The organism is Rhodoferax sp. OV413 (genome assembly GCF_900104385.1).
In the GTDB taxonomy this organism is placed as follows: Bacteria; Pseudomonadota; Gammaproteobacteria; order Burkholderiales; family Burkholderiaceae_C; genus Rhodoferax_B.
The window spans coordinates 583,884-602,449 of sequence record NZ_FNJA01000001.1; the positions used below are offsets into that span (position 1 = coordinate 583,884).

Here is an 18,566-nt window from a genome sequence, read left to right on the forward strand (position 1 = left end):
GCGCCCACCCCCTGTCTCAACCAGGCAGGCTCTGCGTACAACGACGTGCGCAATGGTGTATCTCGCAAAAGTTTGGCAACGGTGCTGGCATGGGCCCACGCCGAAGCTGTGTTTTCTGGTGAACACCCACCTATTCCGTACCCTTTTTTCTGCGCAGCGCAGCTGTCTCTCGGCATGCGGTTTGCTGTTAATTTTCTGCACTCTCCCTGCAACACTCTGGAGTCGTTTCAATGAAAAAATCTAAATTGGTGATGGTAGGCAACGGCATGGCCGGTGTACGCACCATTGAAGAACTGCTCAAGGTCGCCCCCGATCTGTACGACATCACGGTGTTCGGCGCCGAGCCCCACCCCAACTACAACCGCATCCTGCTGTCGCCCGTGCTGGCCGGCGAGCAAACGCTGGACGAGATCGTGCTGAACTCCTGGGAGTGGTATGCCGAGAACCACATCACCCTGCATGCGGGCAAGAAGGTCACCGAAGTCGACCGTGTGAAACGCATCGTGCGCGCCGTGGACGCCGACGGCAACGTCGTTGAGGCCGAATACGACCGCCTGCTGATGTGCACCGGCTCCAATCCCTTCATCCTGCCCATCCCAGGCAAGGACCTGAAGGGTGTGATCGCCTACCGCGACATTGCCGACACCAACGAGATGATCGACACCGCCACCAAGTACAAGAATGCGGTGGTCATCGGCGGCGGCCTGCTGGGCCTGGAAGCGGCCAACGGCCTGATGCTGCGCGGCATGACCGTCACCGTGGTGCACGTCAACGACTGGCTGATGGAACGCCAGCTCGACAACGTCGCGGGCAAGCTGCTGCAGAAGTCGCTGGAAGACCGTGGCCTGCAGTTCCGCATCGGCGCGCAGACGCAAGAACTGGTGGGCGGCCCAGACGGCCGTGTCACAGCCATCAAGTTCAAGGACGGCACCGAAGTCGCCGCCGACCTGGTGGTGATGGCGGTGGGCATCCGCCCGAACACCGACCTGGCCAGCAAGATGCGCCTGCACGTAGACCGCGGCATCGTGGTCACCGACACCATGCAGACCGTGACCGACGGCCGCATCTACTCGGTGGGCGAATGCGCAGCCCACCGCGGCATCGCCTACGGCCTGGTGGCGCCGCTGTTTGAACAAGCCAAGGTGGCGGCCAACCACCTGGCCGAGTTCGGCATCGGCCGCTACATGGGCTCGCTGACCTCGACCAAGCTGAAGGTCACCGGCATCGACCTGTTCAGCGCCGGCAACTTCACCGGCGGCGAAGGTACCGAAGAAATCATCATGAGCGACCCGTTCGGCGGCGTCTACAAGAAGCTGGTGCTGCAAGACGACAAGCTGGTCGGCGCCTGCCTGTACGGCGACACCGCCGACGGCAGCTTCTACTTCAAGCTGCTGCGCGACGGCCGCAGCGTGGCCGATATCCGCGACAAGCTGATGTTCGGCGAAAGCCACCTGGGCGATACCGGCCACGAAGGCCACAACAAGGCCGCCACCATGCCCGACAGCGCCGAAGTCTGCGGCTGCAACGGCGTGAACAAGGGCACGATCTGCAAGGCCATCCGCGAAAAAGGCCTGTTCACTTTGGAAGAAGTGAAGAAGCACACCAAGGCCAGCGCGTCCTGCGGCTCCTGCACCGGCCTGGTCGAACAGATTCTGATGTTCACCGCCGGCGGTGATTACTCGGCCACGCCCAAGACCAAGGCCATGTGCGGCTGCACAGACCAGGGCCACCAGGCGGTGCGCGACGCCATCGTCAAGAACAAGTACCTGACCATCGCCTCGGTGTTCAAGGGCCTGGGCTGGAAGACCCCGAACGGCTGCTCCAGCTGCCGCCCGGCCGTCAACTACTACCTGATCTCCAGCTGGCCCAAAGAAGCCAAGGACGACCCGCAAAGCCGCTTCATCAACGAACGCAGCCACGCCAACATCCAGAAGGACGGCACCTACTCGGTCATCCCGCGCATGTGGGGTGGTGAAACCACGGCCGACGAGCTGCGCCGCATTGCCGACGCCGCCGATAAGTACAAAGTGCCGACCATCAAGGTCACCGGCGGCCAGCGCATCGACTTGCTGGGCGTGAAGAAAGAGGATTTGGTTGGCATCTGGAAAGACATCGGCATGCCCAGCGGCCACGCCTACGCCAAGGCCTTGCGCACGGTGAAGACCTGCGTCGGCAGCGAATGGTGCCGCATGGGCACGCAGGACAGCACCCAGATGGGCAAGGACCTGGAGCACGCGCATTGGCGCATGTATGCACCGCACAAGGTCAAGTACGCCGTCTCTGGCTGCCCGCGCAACTGCGCCGAAGCCGGCATCAAGGACGTGGGCATCATCGGTGTGGACAGCGGCTGGGAGATGTACATCGCCGGCAACGGTGGTATCAAAACCGAAGTGGCGCACTTCTTCGTCAAGCTCAAGACCTCGGAAGAAGTACTGGAGTACACCGGCGCCTTCATGCAGCTCTACCGCAAGGAAGGCTGGTATCTGGAACGCACCGTGCACTATGTGGCCCGTGTCGGCCTGGATTACGTGAAGAAAAAAATCCTGGAAGACGCCGAAGGCCGCAAGGCCTTGAACGAAGAGCTGTTGTTCGCGCTGGACGGCGAACCCGATCCCTGGTTCGACTTGAAGGACGCGCAAGTGGACACCCGCCAGTTCACCCCCGTGGCCACGATCAGCGCCTAAATTTATAAAAATAATGCCCCCAGCGCAGGTAGCACCTGCGCTACCAGCTACAAAAGGAATAGCAAAATGAGTGAATGGAAAGTCATCTGTAAAGTCGACGACATCCCGGTACTGGGCTCGCGCCGCGTCAGCCGCGCGCAAGGCATGGACGTGGCGGTGTTCCGCAATGACCAGGACGAAGTCTTCGCCCTGCTGGACCGCTGCCCGCACAAAGGCGGCCCGCTGAGCCAGGGCATCGTCTTCGGCACCAGCGTGGCCTGCCCGCTGCACAACTGGAGCATCGGCATGTGCGACGGCCAGGCGGCTGCGCCCGACGTGGGCTGCACGCCCAAGTTCAGCGTCAAGGTGGTGGACGGCACGGTGCACCTGAGCCCGCAGGAGCTGGCCACGCTGGGGCTGGAATTCAGCGCCCCGGTGGCCGGCCCAGGCCATAAAACGCCCGAAACCGCCTGACCGCCCGTTAAGCCACCCAGCCCCGCAGCGCCGCGCACCCCATGAGCACACCCACAGAAACCAAATCCACCTGCCCCTACTGCGGCGTCGGCTGCGGCGTGATCATCGAATCCACCGGCGCGCAGATCACCGGGGTGCGGGGTGACCCGGACCACCCGGCCAACTTTGGCCGGCTCTGCACCAAGGGCTCGACCCTGCACCACACGGCCACCGCCGCCGTCACCCTGCAAACCCGGCTGCTGTACCCGATGCAGCGCCTGCAGCGCGACCAGGCGCCCCAGCGCGTGTCCTGGAACCACGCGCTCGGCATGGCCACGCGCAAGTTCGCCCAGGTGATCCAGGAGCATGGGCCAGACGCCGTGGGCTTCTACATCTCTGGCCAGCTGCTGACCGAGGACTACTACGTCTTCAACAAGCTGGCCAAGGGCTTGATCGGCACCAACAACGTCGACACCAATTCGCGCCTGTGCATGAGCAGCGCGGTGGCCGGCTACAAGAGCACCTTGGGCGCCGACGCCCCGCCCACCTGTTACGACGATGTAAACCACACGCAGTGCATCTTCATCGTCGGCAGCAACACGGCCTGGGCGCACCCCATCCTGTTCCGCCGCATCGAAGACGCCAAGAAGGCCAACCCGGCGATGAAGATCATCTACGCCGACCCGCGCCGCACCGACACCGCCGAGATCGCCGACCTGCACCTTGCGATCCAGCCCGGCACCGACGTGATGCTGTTCAACGGCATGCTGCACATCATGCTGTGGGAGGGCTGGACCAACGCCGCTTACATCGCCGCCCACACCAACGACTTCGACGCCCTGAAGGCCACCGTGCGCGACTGCACGCCCGAGCTGGTTTCGCAGATCTGCGGCATCAGCAAAGAGGCGCTGCACCAGGCGGCCCAGTGGTTCGCCACCTCCAAAGCCACCCTCAGCCTGTACTGCATGGGCCTGAACCAGTCGAGCAGCGGCACGGCCAAAAACGGCGCCCTGATCAACCTGCACCTGGCCACCGCCCAGATCGGCAAGCCCGGCGCCGGCCCGTTCTCGCTGACTGGCCAGCCGAATGCCATGGGCGGACGCGAAGTCGGCGGCATGGCGAACCTGCTCAGCGGCCACCGCGACCTGGCGAATCCCGCACACCGCGCCGAAGTCGCCGCGCTGTGGGGCGTGGCCGATGTACCCGCCACGCCAGGCAAAACCGCCATCGAGATGTTCCAGGCCGCCGCCGACGGCGAAATCAAGGCCTTGTGGATTGCCTGCACCAACCCCGCGCAGAGCATGCCCGACCAGGCCACGGTGCGCCGTGCATTGCAACGCGCCGAGCTGGTCATCGTGCAGGAAGCCTTTGCCACCACAGCCACCTGCGCCTATGCGGACCTGCTGCTGCCGGCCACCACCTGGGGCGAGAAGACTGGCACCGTGACCAATTCCGAACGCCGCATCAGCCGCGTGCGTCCCGCCGTCGCCGCCCCCGGTGAAACCCGGCACGACTGGTCGATCGCCGTTGAATTCGCCCAGCTGCTGGAGGCCGAACTCGGCCGCCCGGCCCGGCTGTTCGACTACCCAACGCCCGAATCGGTATGGAACGAGCACCGCGAATCCACCCGCGGCCGCGACCTGGACATCACCGGCCTGAGCTACGACATGCTCGACGCAGCGCCCCAGCAGTGGCCGCTGCGCACCGGCGAAACCACAGGCCAGGCCCGGCTGTATGCCGACGGCATCTTCCCCACCCCGGACGGCAAGGCCAAGTTCGCCAACACCGCCTACAAGCCGGTGGCCGAGCCGCGCGAGGCACGCTACCCGTTCTCGCTGAGTACCGGCCGCCTGCGCGACCAGTGGCATGGCATGAGCCGCACCGGCACCGTGGGCCGACTGTTCGGCCACGTAGCCGAGCCCTCGGTGCAGATGCACCCGCAGGACATGGCGCGCCGGCTGCTGAAAGAAGGCGACCTGGTGCACGTCACCAGCAAGCGCGGCTCCATCGTGGTGCCGCTGCAAGCCAGCACCGAAGTCGGCATGAGCCAGGCCTTCATCGCCATGCACTGGGGCGAAGAATTCCTCAGCGGCGTCAGCGCCAATGGCGAGCGGCTGGCCGGCGTGAACGCGCTGACCACGCCGGCGTTCTGCCCGACCTCCAAGCAACCCGAGCTCAAGCACGCAGCCGTCAAAATACTGAAGGCCGAGCTGCCCTGGTCGCTGCTGGGCGTGGCCTGGCTGCCCGAGGGCGACGCGCTGGCGGCCCGCGAAAAGTTGAAGGAGCTGATGGTGCAGTTTCCGTACGCCAGCGTCGTGCCCTTTGGCCGCGAACGCACCGGCTTGCTGTTCCGTGCCGCCAGCCATGAAACAGCGTCCGACGACACCGTGGCCCAGATCGAAAAACTGCTAGGCCTGGACGGCAGCGATGTGCTGCGCTACGCCGACAAGAAAAAAGGCCAGCGCCGCGCGGTGCGCCTGGAGCGCACGGCCGATAACGCAGAGCTCACCGGCTTCGTGCTGGCCGGCGATACCAGCGCAGAGGGCTGGATCAAGACCCTGCTGCAAGACCAGTTGCCGGCCCTGGCCTATGGCCGCCTGCTGCTGGTACCGGGCAGCAAGGCGCCGGTGGCGGTGAAGGCGCGCGGCAAGCAGATCTGCACCTGCTTCAACGTGACCGACGAGGCCATCAACAGCACGCTGGCCGGCTGCCGCGGCTTTGAAGACGAGCGCTTGGGCCAGCTGCAAACCGCTCTCAAATGCGGCACCAACTGCGGCTCCTGCCTGCCCGAGGTGCGGCGCATGGTGCGCGCTTCCATGCCCGCGGCACAGCCGGCATAAGACAGCCCACGCGTCATTCGTCAAATAACCCATTGTTATCAACCATCCACGACAATCGGCGCATGGGAATCAGCCAATACATCAAAGAAATCGGCCGCGGCAAGGATGGCGCGCGGGCTTTGTCGCGGGAACAAGCCACGGATTTATTCGGCCAGGTGCTGGACCGCAGCGTCACCGACCTGGAGGTCGGCGGCTTCTGCCTGGCCATGCGCATCAAGGGCGAAACCGAATCCGAGATGGCCGGCTTTCTCGATGCCACCTATGCCCGGCTGAATATGGTGCCCGAAGGCGATAGCCCGGTCGTGGTGCTGCCCAGCTACAACGGCGCCCGCAAGCTGCCGGTGCTGACGCCGCTGCTGGCCCTGCTGCTGGCCCGCGAAGGCCTGCCGGTGCTGGTCCACGGCACGGCCACCGAATCCACCCGTATTTCTGCACAAAATGTGCTGCTGGCGCTGGATATACCTGCGGCGACAGCTATCAAAGAAATAGCAAATGGCGAAGTCTGCTACGCCACCACCGAACTTCTCTGCCCGGGCCTGAAGCAGCTGCTGGACGTGCGCCGCGCGGTCGGCCTGCGCAACCCGGCGCACAGTCTGGTCAAGCTGATGGCACCCTGCGCCGGCCCCAGCCTGGTGGTCAGCAGCTACACCCACCCCGAATACGCGATCTCCATGGCCGCCACCTTTGCGCTGATGGAGTCCAACGCGCTGCTGCTGCGGGGCACCGAAGGCGAAGTGGTGGCCGACCCGCGCCGCGTGCCGCAGATGACCGGCTACCTGCGCGGCCAGCCAAGCATCGTGCAAGAAGCCCATACCGGCCCGCTGGCCGCGGTGCCCGATCTGCCCAAGGAAATCGACGCCGACACCACCGCCCGCTACATCCGCGATGTACTCGCCGGGCGCAAGGCCGTGCCGCACCCCATCGCCCTGCAGGTGGAACACATCTTGCGTTTAACCCAGCACATCCGCACACAGAGCCCAGCCACCGTATGAAGCCCACCGACACCCCCTTCCCCTCCAGTTTTGGCACTGTCAACCAGCTGGCCCCGGCCAAAGCGGTACAGGGCGGCGGCAAGTGCACGCTGGTCGGCGCCGGCCCAGGCGACCCGGAGCTGCTGACCATCAAGGCCTTGAAAGCCATCCAGGCCGCCACCGTGCTGCTGGTCGATGATCTGGTGAGCGACGAAATCGTCGCCTTCGCGCCACCCACGGCGCGCCTGGTGCACGTAGGCAAGCGCGGCGGCTGCAAGTCCACCCCCCAGGCCTTTATAGAGAAGCTGATGATCATGGCCGCCCGTGAAGGCGAAAACGTGGTGCGCCTCAAGGGCGGCGACCCGTTCATCTTCGGCCGCGGCGGCGAAGAAGTCGAACACCTGCAAGCCGCGGGCGTGGAAGTCCACGTCGTCAACGGCATCACTTCCGGCCTGGCGGCCATCACCTCGCTGAATGCGCCGCTGACCCACCGCGAATATGCGCATGGCGTGGTGTTTGTCACCGGCCACGCCAAACCCGACGACGAAGGCACAGACTGGCGCGCCCTGGCCGCCACCGCCTTGAGCGCCAAGCTCACCCTGGTGATCTACATGGGCGTCAGCGGCGCGCGTCGCATCCAGGATGAGCTGCTCACCGGCCTGCCCGCCAGCACACCGGTGGCCGTGGTACAGAACGCCTCCTTGCCCACCCAGCGCCACGTGGTCACCACGCTGGGCAACCTGCACGCCACCATCGAGCGCGAACAACTCGGCAGCCCGTCCATCATGGTGGTCGGCGACGTGGTGCGCGGCATACGCGTCGCAGTCTCGGACGCCCGGGTCCGCGCAGCCTAAGTCGAACCCACAGCAAAGCTTGCGCCCTGCGCGTTAGTTGTGGCAACCTGTCTGACTGACGGACGGGTGAATTGCCGTGGGCTCAAAATCCAACTGTCGAGGTTTTTTACACTTTTTGGAAATTTTGCACACTAACGTGTATTTGGCGCATCTCGACAGCGCCAAGCCATTGAATTACATAGATATTTTTTTACAATTCTGGTGAGGCACAATATTTGCTGCATTTCAGCAAACAGCCCCGAATCCACGGCCGCTTACAGATCGCCAGGACGCTATATGTCAAAAATCGAAAACACTACAAGATCCGAAACCGAACAAGCAGAGGAAGCACAGACGGCAGCAGTGAACACCGGGCTGGCTTCGGATGCGATGGCCCGCCGTCGCATGCTGTTGAAAAGTCTCAGCAAGGGTTCTTCGGTGGTAGCGGCAGCGGCCATCCCCATGCACACCCTGGCTGGCACTGGTACGCTGGCCATTACCGCTAATGGCAAGCGCTGCACGATCTCCGGCACCATGTCCGGAGTCCATTCGCAAGAAACCATTAAGGCGGTGTGTGTGGGTTACAGCCCCGGGTACTACAAAAAGTGCGAACATTGGCCGAACTACAAAACAAGTACAAACAACGCAATCAATACTGTCAACGGAAAGACTTTTGATAAAAACACGTCTTTCTCGACCATTTTTGGCGGCGGAAGTGCATCAGGCTTGCTGTTCATCATGCAAAACAACCCCAGCTCTGATGAGTTTCACTGGATTGCCGCATTACTGAACTCCCTGCCCGGTTCTCCAGCCACCAACTTCCCGTATACCTCCGCTGAAGTACTTAACCTGTACACTAAAAATTACGCCAATGCCTTGAAATTCTTCAAGGACTACATGGAAGTACATACTTGATTCGAACTGAGAGGATGACCGAATTTCTGCGCACCAATTGAACAGTTCAGCATACAAAATAAATCCCGCTACAAGCCTGCATTGGGCATCTTGGGATGATGAGTATGTCGTGTTTGATGAAGGCTCGGGACAAACCCATCAGATGGATTCGGTCCGAGCCTTCATACTCAATATTCTTGGTGAAAAATCCTATAGTTTCGATAATCTCGCTACAGAGTTGGCAAGTACTTCATCTTTAGCTCACGGCGACCAGCTAAATACCTTAATCGAAAAAATACTCAATGAACTGTGCACGCATGGTTTAGTGGAAGCATTTAACGAGTGAAATTAGAAGAACTAAATTTTCTCGAGATTCAACGTAGACTCCAAAGCGATGGGCTGATTTTAAAAATCGGCCCATTTTCATTTCGAATCCTATCGCCGATAAGCTCGATCGCAGAAGGCTTGCATACGCTGTACGGCAACTACGCCGTGCTGGACGATGGTCATTTTGTAGATTACAGCGTCACAATTGCCTCTGGCTCTGGTTGGCGTCGCTGGACGCGTCGCCAGGCCATCTTCAAGTTCGATGGAATGGAACCATTCATTCCATTACCCGAGGACCATGCTTTCCCCTTGTTGGAATGGTCAATGAACTGGTGCATCTCCATGCACGCCCACCATTACCTGATCCTTCACTCTGCCGTGATTGAAAAAGAAGGCTGTGCATTCATCCTGCCTGCCCCCCCAGGATCGGGTAAAAGCACGCTGTGCGCAGGCTTGGTAAACCGGGGCTGGCGCCTGCTGTCGGACGAACTAGCTCTTATCTCCCTCACCGACACATCGATTACGCCGTTGGGCCGCCCCATCAGCCTCAAGAACCAATCGATTGACGTGATTCGCGGCTACGTGCCCGAAGCTGTATTCAGCAATGTGGTACACGACACTTCTAAGGGGAGTGTGGCTCTGCTCAAAGCCCCGTCAGCGCATATTGATCGTATCCAGGAAACGGCCCGCCCCCGTTGGGTTATTTTCCCCAAGTACATGGCGGGTGCTACGGCTCAGATGACCCCACGCTCCAAGGCCAATAGCATGCTGGAACTCGGCCGTAACGCATTCAACTACATGGTTCTGGGATTGAAGGGCTTTGAAGTGCTGTCAAAAGTCATAGACGAAAGTGATTGCTACGACTTCCATTACAGCCAGCTCGATGACGCGGTACTTGCGTTTGATGAGCTTGTCGCCCGAAGGAATGCATGAGCGCAAACCTCCTTTCCGCCGTCTGGGCCAAGGCCGACTGGCGTCCTAGGTTATCGATGGGCGACTGGGAGTCTTTGCTTGGCCAAGCCCGTCAGGCGCGGCTGCTTGCTCGACTGGCATGCCAACACATTGACCATGGCCTCTTGGATGACGTGCCAGTAGGCCCGCGTGTCCACTTGGAAGGCGGGCTGCGGCTGGCCGAACGCCAGCAACATGAGGTTCGCTGGGAGGTCGACCGGATTTCCAGAGCATTATGTGAAATAGAAGGCCCCGTGGTACTACTGAAAGGTGCGGCGTATTTAATGGCGGACATGGCAGCCGCCCGTGGACGCCTGTTTGCGGATATCGACCTGCTGGTACCGCGAGCGCAAATCGAATCGGTAGAAAACGCATTGTTTGCTGCCGGCTGGATTTCCGACGAGCGCGATGCCTACAACCAACGGTATTACAGGCAGTGGATGCACGAAATTCCACCGCTGCGGCACGTGCACCGAGACTCTTTCATTGATCTTCACCACACAATCACGCCGCCAACCTCACGCTTCAATGTGGATGGAGCGAAGTTGCTGCGCGACGCTGTGCCACTAACAGGCTATCCGGGGCTCTACGTACTCGCGCCGGTAGACATGGTGTTGCATAGCGCCGTACACCTGTTCCAAGAAGGCGAATTCGGTCATGGGCTGCGTGACTTGCTGGACTTGCGCGACCTGCTGAATGATTTCAGCCGCCAAGCGAGCTTCTGGGACGCGCTACTGGATCGCGCTGAAGTACTTGGGCTCCAGATACCACTATTCCATGCTCTCTCCCAACTTCGACGTCAGCTGGACTTTCAGACCCCGCCGCGCCTGCAAGGCCGCGTGGAACAGCTAGGCCCGAACTTGCTCTCCAGGGCATTGATGGCATGGATGCTGGATCTGGCGCTACAACCCGATCATCCGAGCTGCCACAGCCGATGGACAGGCTTGGCACGCTGGCTTTTGTACGTGCGCTCCCACGCACTGCGCATGCCCGTGCACCTTCTGATTCCGCACTTGCTACGCAAATCCTGGATGCGGCGCTTCCCCCCAAAACCTTAAGCCTGGCCTAGAGCGTTCGGAATCCTTCAGCGCTAAAAAACGGCGAATAGGCCCGACATCCAAACGGCAACTAGCCAGCGCGGGTGCCCGCAATGAGTCTCGGAATAAGCATGAAAATTGGAAGACTCGTAATTTCAGCGAGCTTCTAATTCAATGCGTCCCATATTCAATGCATCTGCGCCACTAGGCTATTCTGATTTCGCAGCAACTCCATAAAAGCATGTTGCGGAAGTGGCTTGTGGTACAGAAAGCCTTGCATAACATCACATCCGGCATTTTTCAAATACCGCTCTTGAATCCGGGTCTCCACTCCTTCTGCAATAAGATTCAAACCAAGACCACGAGCTATGGAAATAATTGCCAACACAACAGGAAAATGCGCACCCACATCTTGAATTTCCATTACAAACGCACGATCAATTTTGATGGTATGTATAGGAAATCTATGCAAATAAGACAATGAAGAATAGCCAGTGCCAAAATCATCAATCGCAACACTAACGCCTAATTGCCCCAACTTATCTAGTTGTTCAATTGCAATCTGCGGATTTCGGATACAAATATTCTCGGTTACTTCGACTTCAATTTGTTTTGGTTCAATATGATGACGAGTCAGAGCGCTTTTTAAATTATCAAAAAAATCACCACGATCCAGGTACTGAGGAGAAAGATTAAGTGATAAACAAATTTTATTATCGCCAACTTTATTCCATTCCTTCAGATCATGGCAAATGGCCTCAAGCATCCAATCGCTGATCGGGATCATCAGTCCATTTTCTTCGGCAAATGGTAAAAATTCCCCGGCACTTAAGAAACCACGTTCAGGATGATTCCATCGCATCAAGGCCTCTGCACCCACGACTTTATGCGTCATCACATCGACTTGAGGCTGGTAATACATCTCCAGCTCGCCATGCTCAATCGCCAGGTGCAAGCTATGCTCAAGTGCAATTCTCTGAGTGGCAGCATCCAACATCGAAGCATCAAAGAAGACATGGCCATTCTTGCCTTGGGTCTTCATTTGGTACATCGCGACATCCGAGTGGCGTATCAGCTCATCTACCGTCGAGCCATCGAACGGATAGACCGCGATACCAATACTTGCAGAGATGTGCACCAACTGGTCAGCAAGCGCAAAGGGCTGCCTTAAACACTCGATAAATTTTTCGGCAATCAACGCGGCATCGCGTCGATCGGTGAGGTCGGCCAATACCACCAGAAACTCATCACCGCCCAATCGCGAAAGGGTATCGCATCGGCGCAAGCAGGCTTTCAGGCGAGAGGACACCTGTTGCAACAACTCATCCCCAACGCCATGCCCTAGCGTGTCATTCACAATTTTGAAACGATCCAAGTCCAGAAACATGACTGCGAGATTCGACTCATTGCGTTTTGCCTGCAATAGTGCAAGACCAAGGCGATCTCTGAACAATGCGCGGTTAGGCAGTTGGGTCAAAATATCATGGAAAGCTTGGTAATTGATCAGCTCATCAGCCCGCTTACGTTCGGTGATGTCACGCGCAACACCATAGGTTCCCCAAAAGGCCTTCTGCCGATCCAACTCCGCACCTTGCAAATCTTCGTTGCTGCCAAAAGTAATATTGGTCAGCTCATGGCTGAACGTGCGTTGGTCATTGGCCGTATGGCGGGACTTCAATCGAAGTTCAACATTGCGCGATAGGCGTTGGTCCTCACGGCACTCTTTAAAAACATAGTGCGCCCGGTCCAGGTCATCCTCATGTACCAACACCGAAAAATGTTTACCAAGGATTTCCTCGCGGCTAAACCCCAGGAGCTGGTGCGCGCGGTCATTGACAAAGGTAAAACGCCCTTCATGGTCCAGCGTGTAAATAATATCGGGCGAGCTATCTACCAGATAACGGTAAATTCTCTCGGATCGCTCCAGCCGTACGGCAATGCGCTGATTTTCCGCCTTGAGGCGGCGTTGCTGCAGAGCGTTGTCAACGGCCTTGAGCAATTCTTCTTTGCTGTAGGGCTTGCGAAGATAGTCATACGCACCACGTTTAAGTGCGCCAATGACCGCATCAATACCCCGGGCGCCACTGGTGACAATCACATTGCAACCGGTTTTCTGGTGGTTCATGAAATCCATGATTTCATGCCCACCAATATCGGGTAGATGCAAGTCCAGGATCACCAAATCAAAAGGCCCTCGCCGTAAATGCTGGATCGCCTCACCGCCGTTGGCTGCGCTGGTCAGCAAATAGCCGCGCCCTTTGAGCAGCTCGTTCAGGCTGCTGAGAATTCTTGGTTCGTCGTCCACCAGCAAGACCAGCACCGGGGATTCCACTGAGTCTGGTAGTGACGTGTAACTAACTGGGAAATCTAGTTCCAACCCGTTTGCAGCATCACTCAAATTAGACAAATCAGACTCCATCCTTGGTTGAAACTGAAGAAAAACCGTCCAATACAGAACTACGCATCGGAAATAAAATCTCGAACACCGTTCCCGTTTTCGAACTTGTGCAGCTTATAAATCCATCTATTTTCTCAACCAAGCTATGCACAATATTTAGACCCAACCCCCTGTTATTGCCAGGTTTCTCGCTCACTACGGGTGTAAAAATCTTTGCCAAAACAGCCGCGGGAATACCTGGACCATTGTCCTTTACATACAATGCCAATACCTCGCGTCCATTACGTACAATTTGCCCACCGTTTACAACCTCGATCAACCCGCCATTGGGTAGCGCTTCAACAGAATTCTTGAGAAGATTCACCAGTACCTGTTTCACCAAATCACTGGGTGCATCGATTTCATAAAACTGCTCGGACAATTGCGCGCCGACGTGCACCGATGCTGGCAAGAATCTACTTTCCCGAAATAAACTAACTAATTGCTTGATGATCTTGTTGACATCTGTGGGTTGCTCTTGGATTTTTGGCTCTGCACCACCAAATTCATCCAGAATATTACCGATACGGTCAATTTCCTCATTCAGAATCGATAACTCACCCGCTACGGGCTCTTCTCGAATTAATTTTTCATCCAGAACACTCAAATAATTTTTAATGATTGCGAGCGGATTGTTTATCTCATGGACTACACGATGAGAGCTTTCGCGATAATCTTCTTTGATGCGTGCAATGCGCCGATCAATTTCGCCTTGGTCACGGGCCGCTGCTGCCAGTGCGGCCCCAACCTGCAGGCCAAATGTGTGCAGTAGGCGCTCGCGGCGTTGCAAGTCAGCCAACTGCCAAGACCGCACACCGCAGACCATCACGCCTAAGCACTGCGCTCCGTCCACAAAGGGGATGCAGACCAGGCAGTCGGCAGCAAATATTCTCAGTAATTGCTCCTCCGGTACGCTGAGAGCTCCGCCGGCACGATCCAGAAAGCCCAAGCGTCTTTGCCGAACCGTTTCAGCGACTCCGCTGCGATTTTCCGAAAGACTGATGGAAAACTCAGCCAAACGCTGGCGTCGATCTCCCGATGCAACCGCAACCAAAGACTGACCTTCGCCATTCATCAGCAAAATGATGCTCTCGTCCACGTCAAACAGAATCCGCGCGTTGTGACGAACAGAGTTGAGCAACTGGGTATCACCCTTTTGTCGGGCAAAAGACTGCCTCAGCTCCGCGGCCAAGGTCATATCTAGAACGGCATTCGTGAGCTGCCCCGGTTGAGACGGATTCGCCGTCGGCTCTTTGGGGCTGTCCACCGCTGGTACCGGCATGGCATCCGTCCCGGACAAATCGATTCCGAGAAATGCAGCGGACTTTTTAACCTGCCCCGCCGCCCCTTGCATGATGGCCAGCATGGTGTCATTCGACAGCTGGCACAGTGCGCCTGCATCTGCAGGTATCGGAGCTTCAAGCGGATGATTCGCCATCCAGTTAGCCAGATGAACGATGCGAATCAGCGCATGGGAGGTTTCTATGCGTGCAGCGGCCTCATGGTGGTAGAGGATGCTGTCCGCCATGAACGAATCCAGGTTCCAACGCTCTACCAGCCACGCCCCCGCTTCCGCATGGGAAATTTGCAGGGTTCTGATTTCCACCGCGCACAGGTTTTCGTCGTCCTGGGCTAAAAAATTGAAACCATATTCATTTGGCGCCACGGTCATCAACGCCAAGCGTCCGACATCGTGCAGCAGTCCCGCCAAGTAGGCCTCCTCGCTATGGAGATAGCCCATTTTTTTGGAAACCTCACGGGCAACGACGGCAGTCGTCAAGGCGTGTTTCCAAAAACTTCGCATATCACGGCTGGCCGAGCTGGAAAAACCATTGAAGGTATGTCGGACCGATTCGCTAATGATGACTGTCTTGATGACGTCGGCGCCTAAGATGCTGAGCGCCTGGACCAGCCCCACTTTTTGCTCACCGCGGTAGTAGGCTGCATGGTTGGCTACATTCAATACCTTGCTGGTCATGCCCGCATCATTGGCGATCAGTTTGGCCAACTCGGCCATGCCAGCATCGTCCGCTTGGCAAAGTTCAAGCAGTTTGAACAAAATTTCTGGCATCGCAGGCAATCGCGCTACCAGCAGACGATTGCGAATATCTTGATCAGATTGAGCCATTTTCCAAACAGGTACGCTTCTGGTTTCCGTCAATTTAGCCAAGCCATCGCCTACTGCAAGCAAACTCTTCAAGCGAATGGCCATCCAAGACATGCTCGCGCAACTCTCACATCACTCTGCCCCACAGCAGCGTGAGCATCCCCTGGCGATACTGAATTAAGAGCAACGGATTATGCGCATCAACCTGGTACCTATTCCAACGGCGCTGGCAATTTACATGATTTGAATGCCAGTATGAATTTTGTTACTCTTTTTACATCTAGATGATACTGCCATAAGAATGACAGCATGGCAGCACTTTTAATGACACCCCCGCAGTGCACACTATTTCACCCCTAACGTTGCGAAATCGCTGAACCCTGTTGGACACAGAATGCGGGCATAGCCAGGTCGACGGCAAGCCACCCCACGTGCAGAAAGCAAAAACCCCTGACTTTCACCAGAAAATCAGGGGCTTCTGAGCCGCCAAGCAGCGCAGCAGAACACGACTACATGTTGTCGATCATTACCTGGCCGAAGCCTGAGCAGCTGACCTGGGTCGCGCCCTCCATCAGGCGAGCGAAGTCGTAAGTCACCTTCTTGCTGGCGATGGACTTCTTCATCGACGCGATAATCAAATCGGCGGCTTCGATCCAGCCCATGTGGCGCAGCATCATTTCAGCGGACAGAATTTCGGAGCCGGGGTTCACGTAATCCTTGCCGGCGTACTTGGGTGCCGTACCGTGGGTGGCTTCAAAGCAGGCCACGGAATCGGACATATTGGCGCCCGGCGCAATCCCGATACCACCAACCTGGGCGGCCAGCGCGTCAGACACGTAGTCGCCGTTCAGGTTCAGCGTAGCGATCACGCTGTACTCGGCGGGACGCAGCAGGATTTGCTGCAAAAATGCATCCGCAATCACGTCCTTGACGACAATTTCCTTGCCGGTCTTGGGGTTCTTGAACTTCATCCAAGGGCCGCCGTCGATCAGCTCGGCACCGAACTCCTTTTGCGCCAGTGCGTAGGCCCAGTCGCGAAAGCCACCTTCGGTGAACTTCATGATGTTGCCCTTGTGCACGATAGTCAGGTTGGGCTTGTTGTTGTCGATGGTGTATTGCAAAGCCTTGCGCACCAAGCGCTCGGTACCTTCGCGCGAAACTGGTTTCACACCGATGCCCGAGGTATTGGGGAAGCGGACTTTCTTGACGCCCATTTCTTCCTGCAGGAACTTGATCAGCTTCTTGGCCTTGTCGGACTCGGCCTCGAATTCGATGCCCGCGTAGATGTCTTCCGAGTTTTCGCGGAAGATCACCATATCGGTCTTGTGCGGCTCCTTGACGGGCGATGGCACACCATCAAAGTACTGCACCGGGCGCAAGCAGACATACAGATCCAGCTCCTGGCGCAAGGCCACGTTCAGGGATCGGATGCCACCACCGACGGGCGTGGTCAGCGGGCCTTTGATGGACACCACGTAGTCGCGCACCACGTCCAGGGTTTCTTTCGGCAGCCATTCGTCGGGGCCATAGATCTTGGTGGACTTTTCGCCTGCATAGATTTCCATCCAGTGGATCTTTTTCTGGCCGCCATAGGCCTTGGCCACCGCCGCATCCACCACCTTCAGCATCACGGGCGTGATGTCTTGCCCGGTGCCGTCGCCCTCAATGAACGGAATGATCGGCTGGTCTGGCACGTTAAGCGAAAAGTCCGCATTGACCGTGATTTTCTGGCCTTCGGCGGGTACTTGGATGTGCTGGTACATGGAAATCGAGACTCCAGTAGATGTAAAGATGGGGGATTAATGCGCAGCAGGCAGCACAGCATGCTTGAGTCGAAAGATTTTAGTCTTTAATCACGGAGTGTCTCGGCCAGCGGCTGGCCCATTCGGCAGTGCCAGAATGCAAACCAGAAGCGCACACCAAGTTTGATTTTTTGCACCCCAATTCCATGAAAAAACTTATCCGCCCATTCTGCTTTTCCTTGTCCTTGGTGTGCGCCGGCGCAGGCTCGGCCAGCGCACAAGATGCCCCGCAGACCAGCCTGCCCCGCATCACGCTGACGGCTGGCATCCACCAAATCGACACCCAGGTGGCGCTGACGCCCGACCAGCGCCAGATCGGCCTGATGTTCCGCAAGGAAATGCCGCAACAGGAAGGCATGCTGTTCGTCTTTGAGCAGCCCGCCACCCAGTGCTTCTGGATGAAAAACACCATCCTGCCGCTGACCGCCGCGTTTGTGGAAGACGACGGCACCATCGCCAACCTGGCCGACATGAAGCCCCAAACCACCGACTCGCACTGCTCGACCAAACCGGTGCGCTATGTGCTGGAAATGAACGTAGGCTGGTTCGCCAAAAAAGGCATCAAGGCCGGCAGCAAGCTCGGTGGCAAACCCTTCGAGATGGCCAAATAAAAAAAAGCCCGTCACAGACGGGCTTTTTTGAGAGCGCTAGAAAGCTCAGGCGAAATTCTTTTCCGCGAATTCCCAGTTCACCAGCTTGTCGAGGAAGGTTTCGACAAACTTGGGACGCATATTGCGGTAGTCGATGTAGTACGCGTGTTCCCACACGTCCACTGTCAGCAAGGCCTTGTCGGCGGTGGTCAGCGGCGTGCCGGCAGCGCCGGTGTTGACGATGTCGACCGAGCCGTCAGGCTTCTTCACCAGCCAGGTCCAGCCGGAACCGAAGTTACCCACAGCCGACTTGACGAAAGCTTCCTTGAAAGCCGCGTAGGAGCCGAACTTGGCGTTGATGGCCGTAGCCAGCGCGCCGCTGGGTTCGCCGCCGCCCTGTGGCTTCATGCAGTTCCAGAAGAAGGTGTGGTTCCAGATTTGCGCGGAATTGTTGTAGATGCCGCCGCTGGACTTCTTGATGATTTCTTCCAGGGTCAGCGATTCAAACTCGGTGCCCTTTTGCAGGTTGTTCAGGTTGACCACGTAGGCGTTGTGGTGCTTGCCGTGGTGAAACTCCAGGGTTTCCTGGGAGTAAGCAGGCGCCAAAGCGTCAATCGCGTAGGGCAATGGGGGCAGGGTATGTTCCATGTTTTTCCTCGTG

Annotated in this window: 14 protein-coding genes; 10 read left to right on the plus strand and 4 right to left on the minus strand. The window is 57.9% G+C overall.

Annotated features, from left to right (window positions below; all coding sequences use genetic code 11):
- The first annotated feature begins 230 nt into the window (after window positions 1–230).
- The 9 genes from nirB to BLT66_RS02780 all read left to right on the plus strand — a co-directional run bounded on the left by nirB (window position 231) and on the right by BLT66_RS02780 (window position 10,990).
- Window positions 231–2,684, plus strand: a complete 2,454-nt coding sequence (gene nirB / locus BLT66_RS02740; RefSeq protein ID WP_092755483.1) for a nitrite reductase large subunit NirB — start codon at window positions 231–233, stop codon at window positions 2,682–2,684.
- Window positions 2,685–2,750: 66 nt separating this feature from the next.
- The gene (nirD, locus tag BLT66_RS02745; RefSeq protein WP_092755485.1) at window positions 2,751–3,137 is read left to right on the plus strand and encodes a nitrite reductase small subunit NirD; all 387 of its coding nucleotides are present in this window, start codon (window positions 2,751–2,753) and stop codon (window positions 3,135–3,137) included.
- Window positions 3,138–3,178: 41 nt separating this feature from the next.
- On the plus strand, window positions 3,179–5,956 hold the full coding sequence (locus tag BLT66_RS02750; protein WP_092755487.1) for a nitrate reductase: 2,778 nt from the start codon (window positions 3,179–3,181) through the stop codon (window positions 5,954–5,956).
- 62 nt (window positions 5,957–6,018) lie between these two features.
- On the plus strand, window positions 6,019–6,948 hold the full coding sequence (gene ybiB / locus BLT66_RS02755) for a DNA-binding protein YbiB (protein ID WP_092755489.1): 930 nt from the start codon (window positions 6,019–6,021) through the stop codon (window positions 6,946–6,948).
- Window positions 6,945–7,781, plus strand: coding sequence for a uroporphyrinogen-III C-methyltransferase (gene cobA / locus BLT66_RS02760; protein WP_092755491.1), 837 nt, complete (start codon window positions 6,945–6,947; stop codon window positions 7,779–7,781). Before ybiB ends, cobA begins: the two co-directional genes overlap by 4 nt.
- 276 nt (window positions 7,782–8,057) lie before the next feature.
- Window positions 8,058–8,675: a hypothetical protein gene (locus BLT66_RS02765; RefSeq protein ID WP_143029135.1), complete on the plus strand. Its 618-nt coding sequence runs from the start codon at window positions 8,058–8,060 to the stop codon at window positions 8,673–8,675.
- 37 nt (window positions 8,676–8,712) lie between these two features.
- Window positions 8,713–9,000, plus strand: a complete 288-nt coding sequence (locus tag BLT66_RS02770) for an HPr-rel-A system PqqD family peptide chaperone (RefSeq protein WP_255406729.1) — start codon at window positions 8,713–8,715, stop codon at window positions 8,998–9,000.
- The gene (locus BLT66_RS02775; RefSeq protein WP_092755497.1) at window positions 8,997–9,914 is read left to right on the plus strand and encodes an HprK-related kinase A; all 918 of its coding nucleotides are present in this window, start codon (window positions 8,997–8,999) and stop codon (window positions 9,912–9,914) included. The genes BLT66_RS02770 and BLT66_RS02775 overlap by 4 nt, the downstream gene beginning before the upstream one ends.
- Window positions 9,911–10,990 carry a nucleotidyltransferase domain-containing protein gene (locus BLT66_RS02780; RefSeq protein ID WP_092755499.1) on the plus strand — a complete coding sequence of 360 codons (1,080 nt, stop codon included), beginning with the start codon at window positions 9,911–9,913 and terminating at the stop codon, window positions 10,988–10,990. Before BLT66_RS02775 ends, BLT66_RS02780 begins: the two co-directional genes overlap by 4 nt.
- A 166-nt stretch (window positions 10,991–11,156) precedes the next feature.
- Here BLT66_RS02780 and BLT66_RS02785 read toward each other — a convergent pair whose 3' ends face one another.
- The 3 genes from BLT66_RS02785 to icd all read right to left on the minus strand — a co-directional run bounded on the left by BLT66_RS02785 (window position 11,157) and on the right by icd (window position 17,282).
- A complete protein-coding gene (locus BLT66_RS02785; RefSeq protein ID WP_369821569.1) occupies window positions 11,157–13,376 on the minus strand; it encodes a putative bifunctional diguanylate cyclase/phosphodiesterase in 2,220 nt (739 codons plus the stop codon).
- Between the two features lies 1 nt (window position 13,377).
- Window positions 13,378–15,618 carry an HDOD domain-containing protein gene (locus BLT66_RS02790; RefSeq protein ID WP_255406730.1) on the minus strand — a complete coding sequence of 747 codons (2,241 nt, stop codon included), beginning with the start codon at window positions 15,616–15,618 and terminating at the stop codon, window positions 13,378–13,380.
- 404 nt (window positions 15,619–16,022) lie between these two features.
- Window positions 16,023–17,282 (minus strand): NADP-dependent isocitrate dehydrogenase, encoded by a 1,260-nt coding sequence (gene icd, locus BLT66_RS02795; protein WP_176954997.1) that lies wholly within the window; start codon window positions 17,280–17,282, stop codon window positions 16,023–16,025.
- A gap of 179 nt (window positions 17,283–17,461) precedes the next feature.
- On the opposite strand from icd, the gene BLT66_RS02800 reads away from it, so the two are divergent.
- Window positions 17,462–17,926 (plus strand): DUF192 domain-containing protein, encoded by a 465-nt coding sequence (locus BLT66_RS02800; RefSeq protein ID WP_092755506.1) that lies wholly within the window; start codon window positions 17,462–17,464, stop codon window positions 17,924–17,926.
- A gap of 45 nt (window positions 17,927–17,971) precedes the next feature.
- Here BLT66_RS02800 and BLT66_RS02805 read toward each other — a convergent pair whose 3' ends face one another.
- Entirely contained in the window at window positions 17,972–18,553 is a 582-nt protein-coding gene (locus BLT66_RS02805) for a superoxide dismutase (protein WP_092755508.1), read from the minus strand.
- Window positions 18,554–18,566 lie beyond the last annotated feature (13 nt).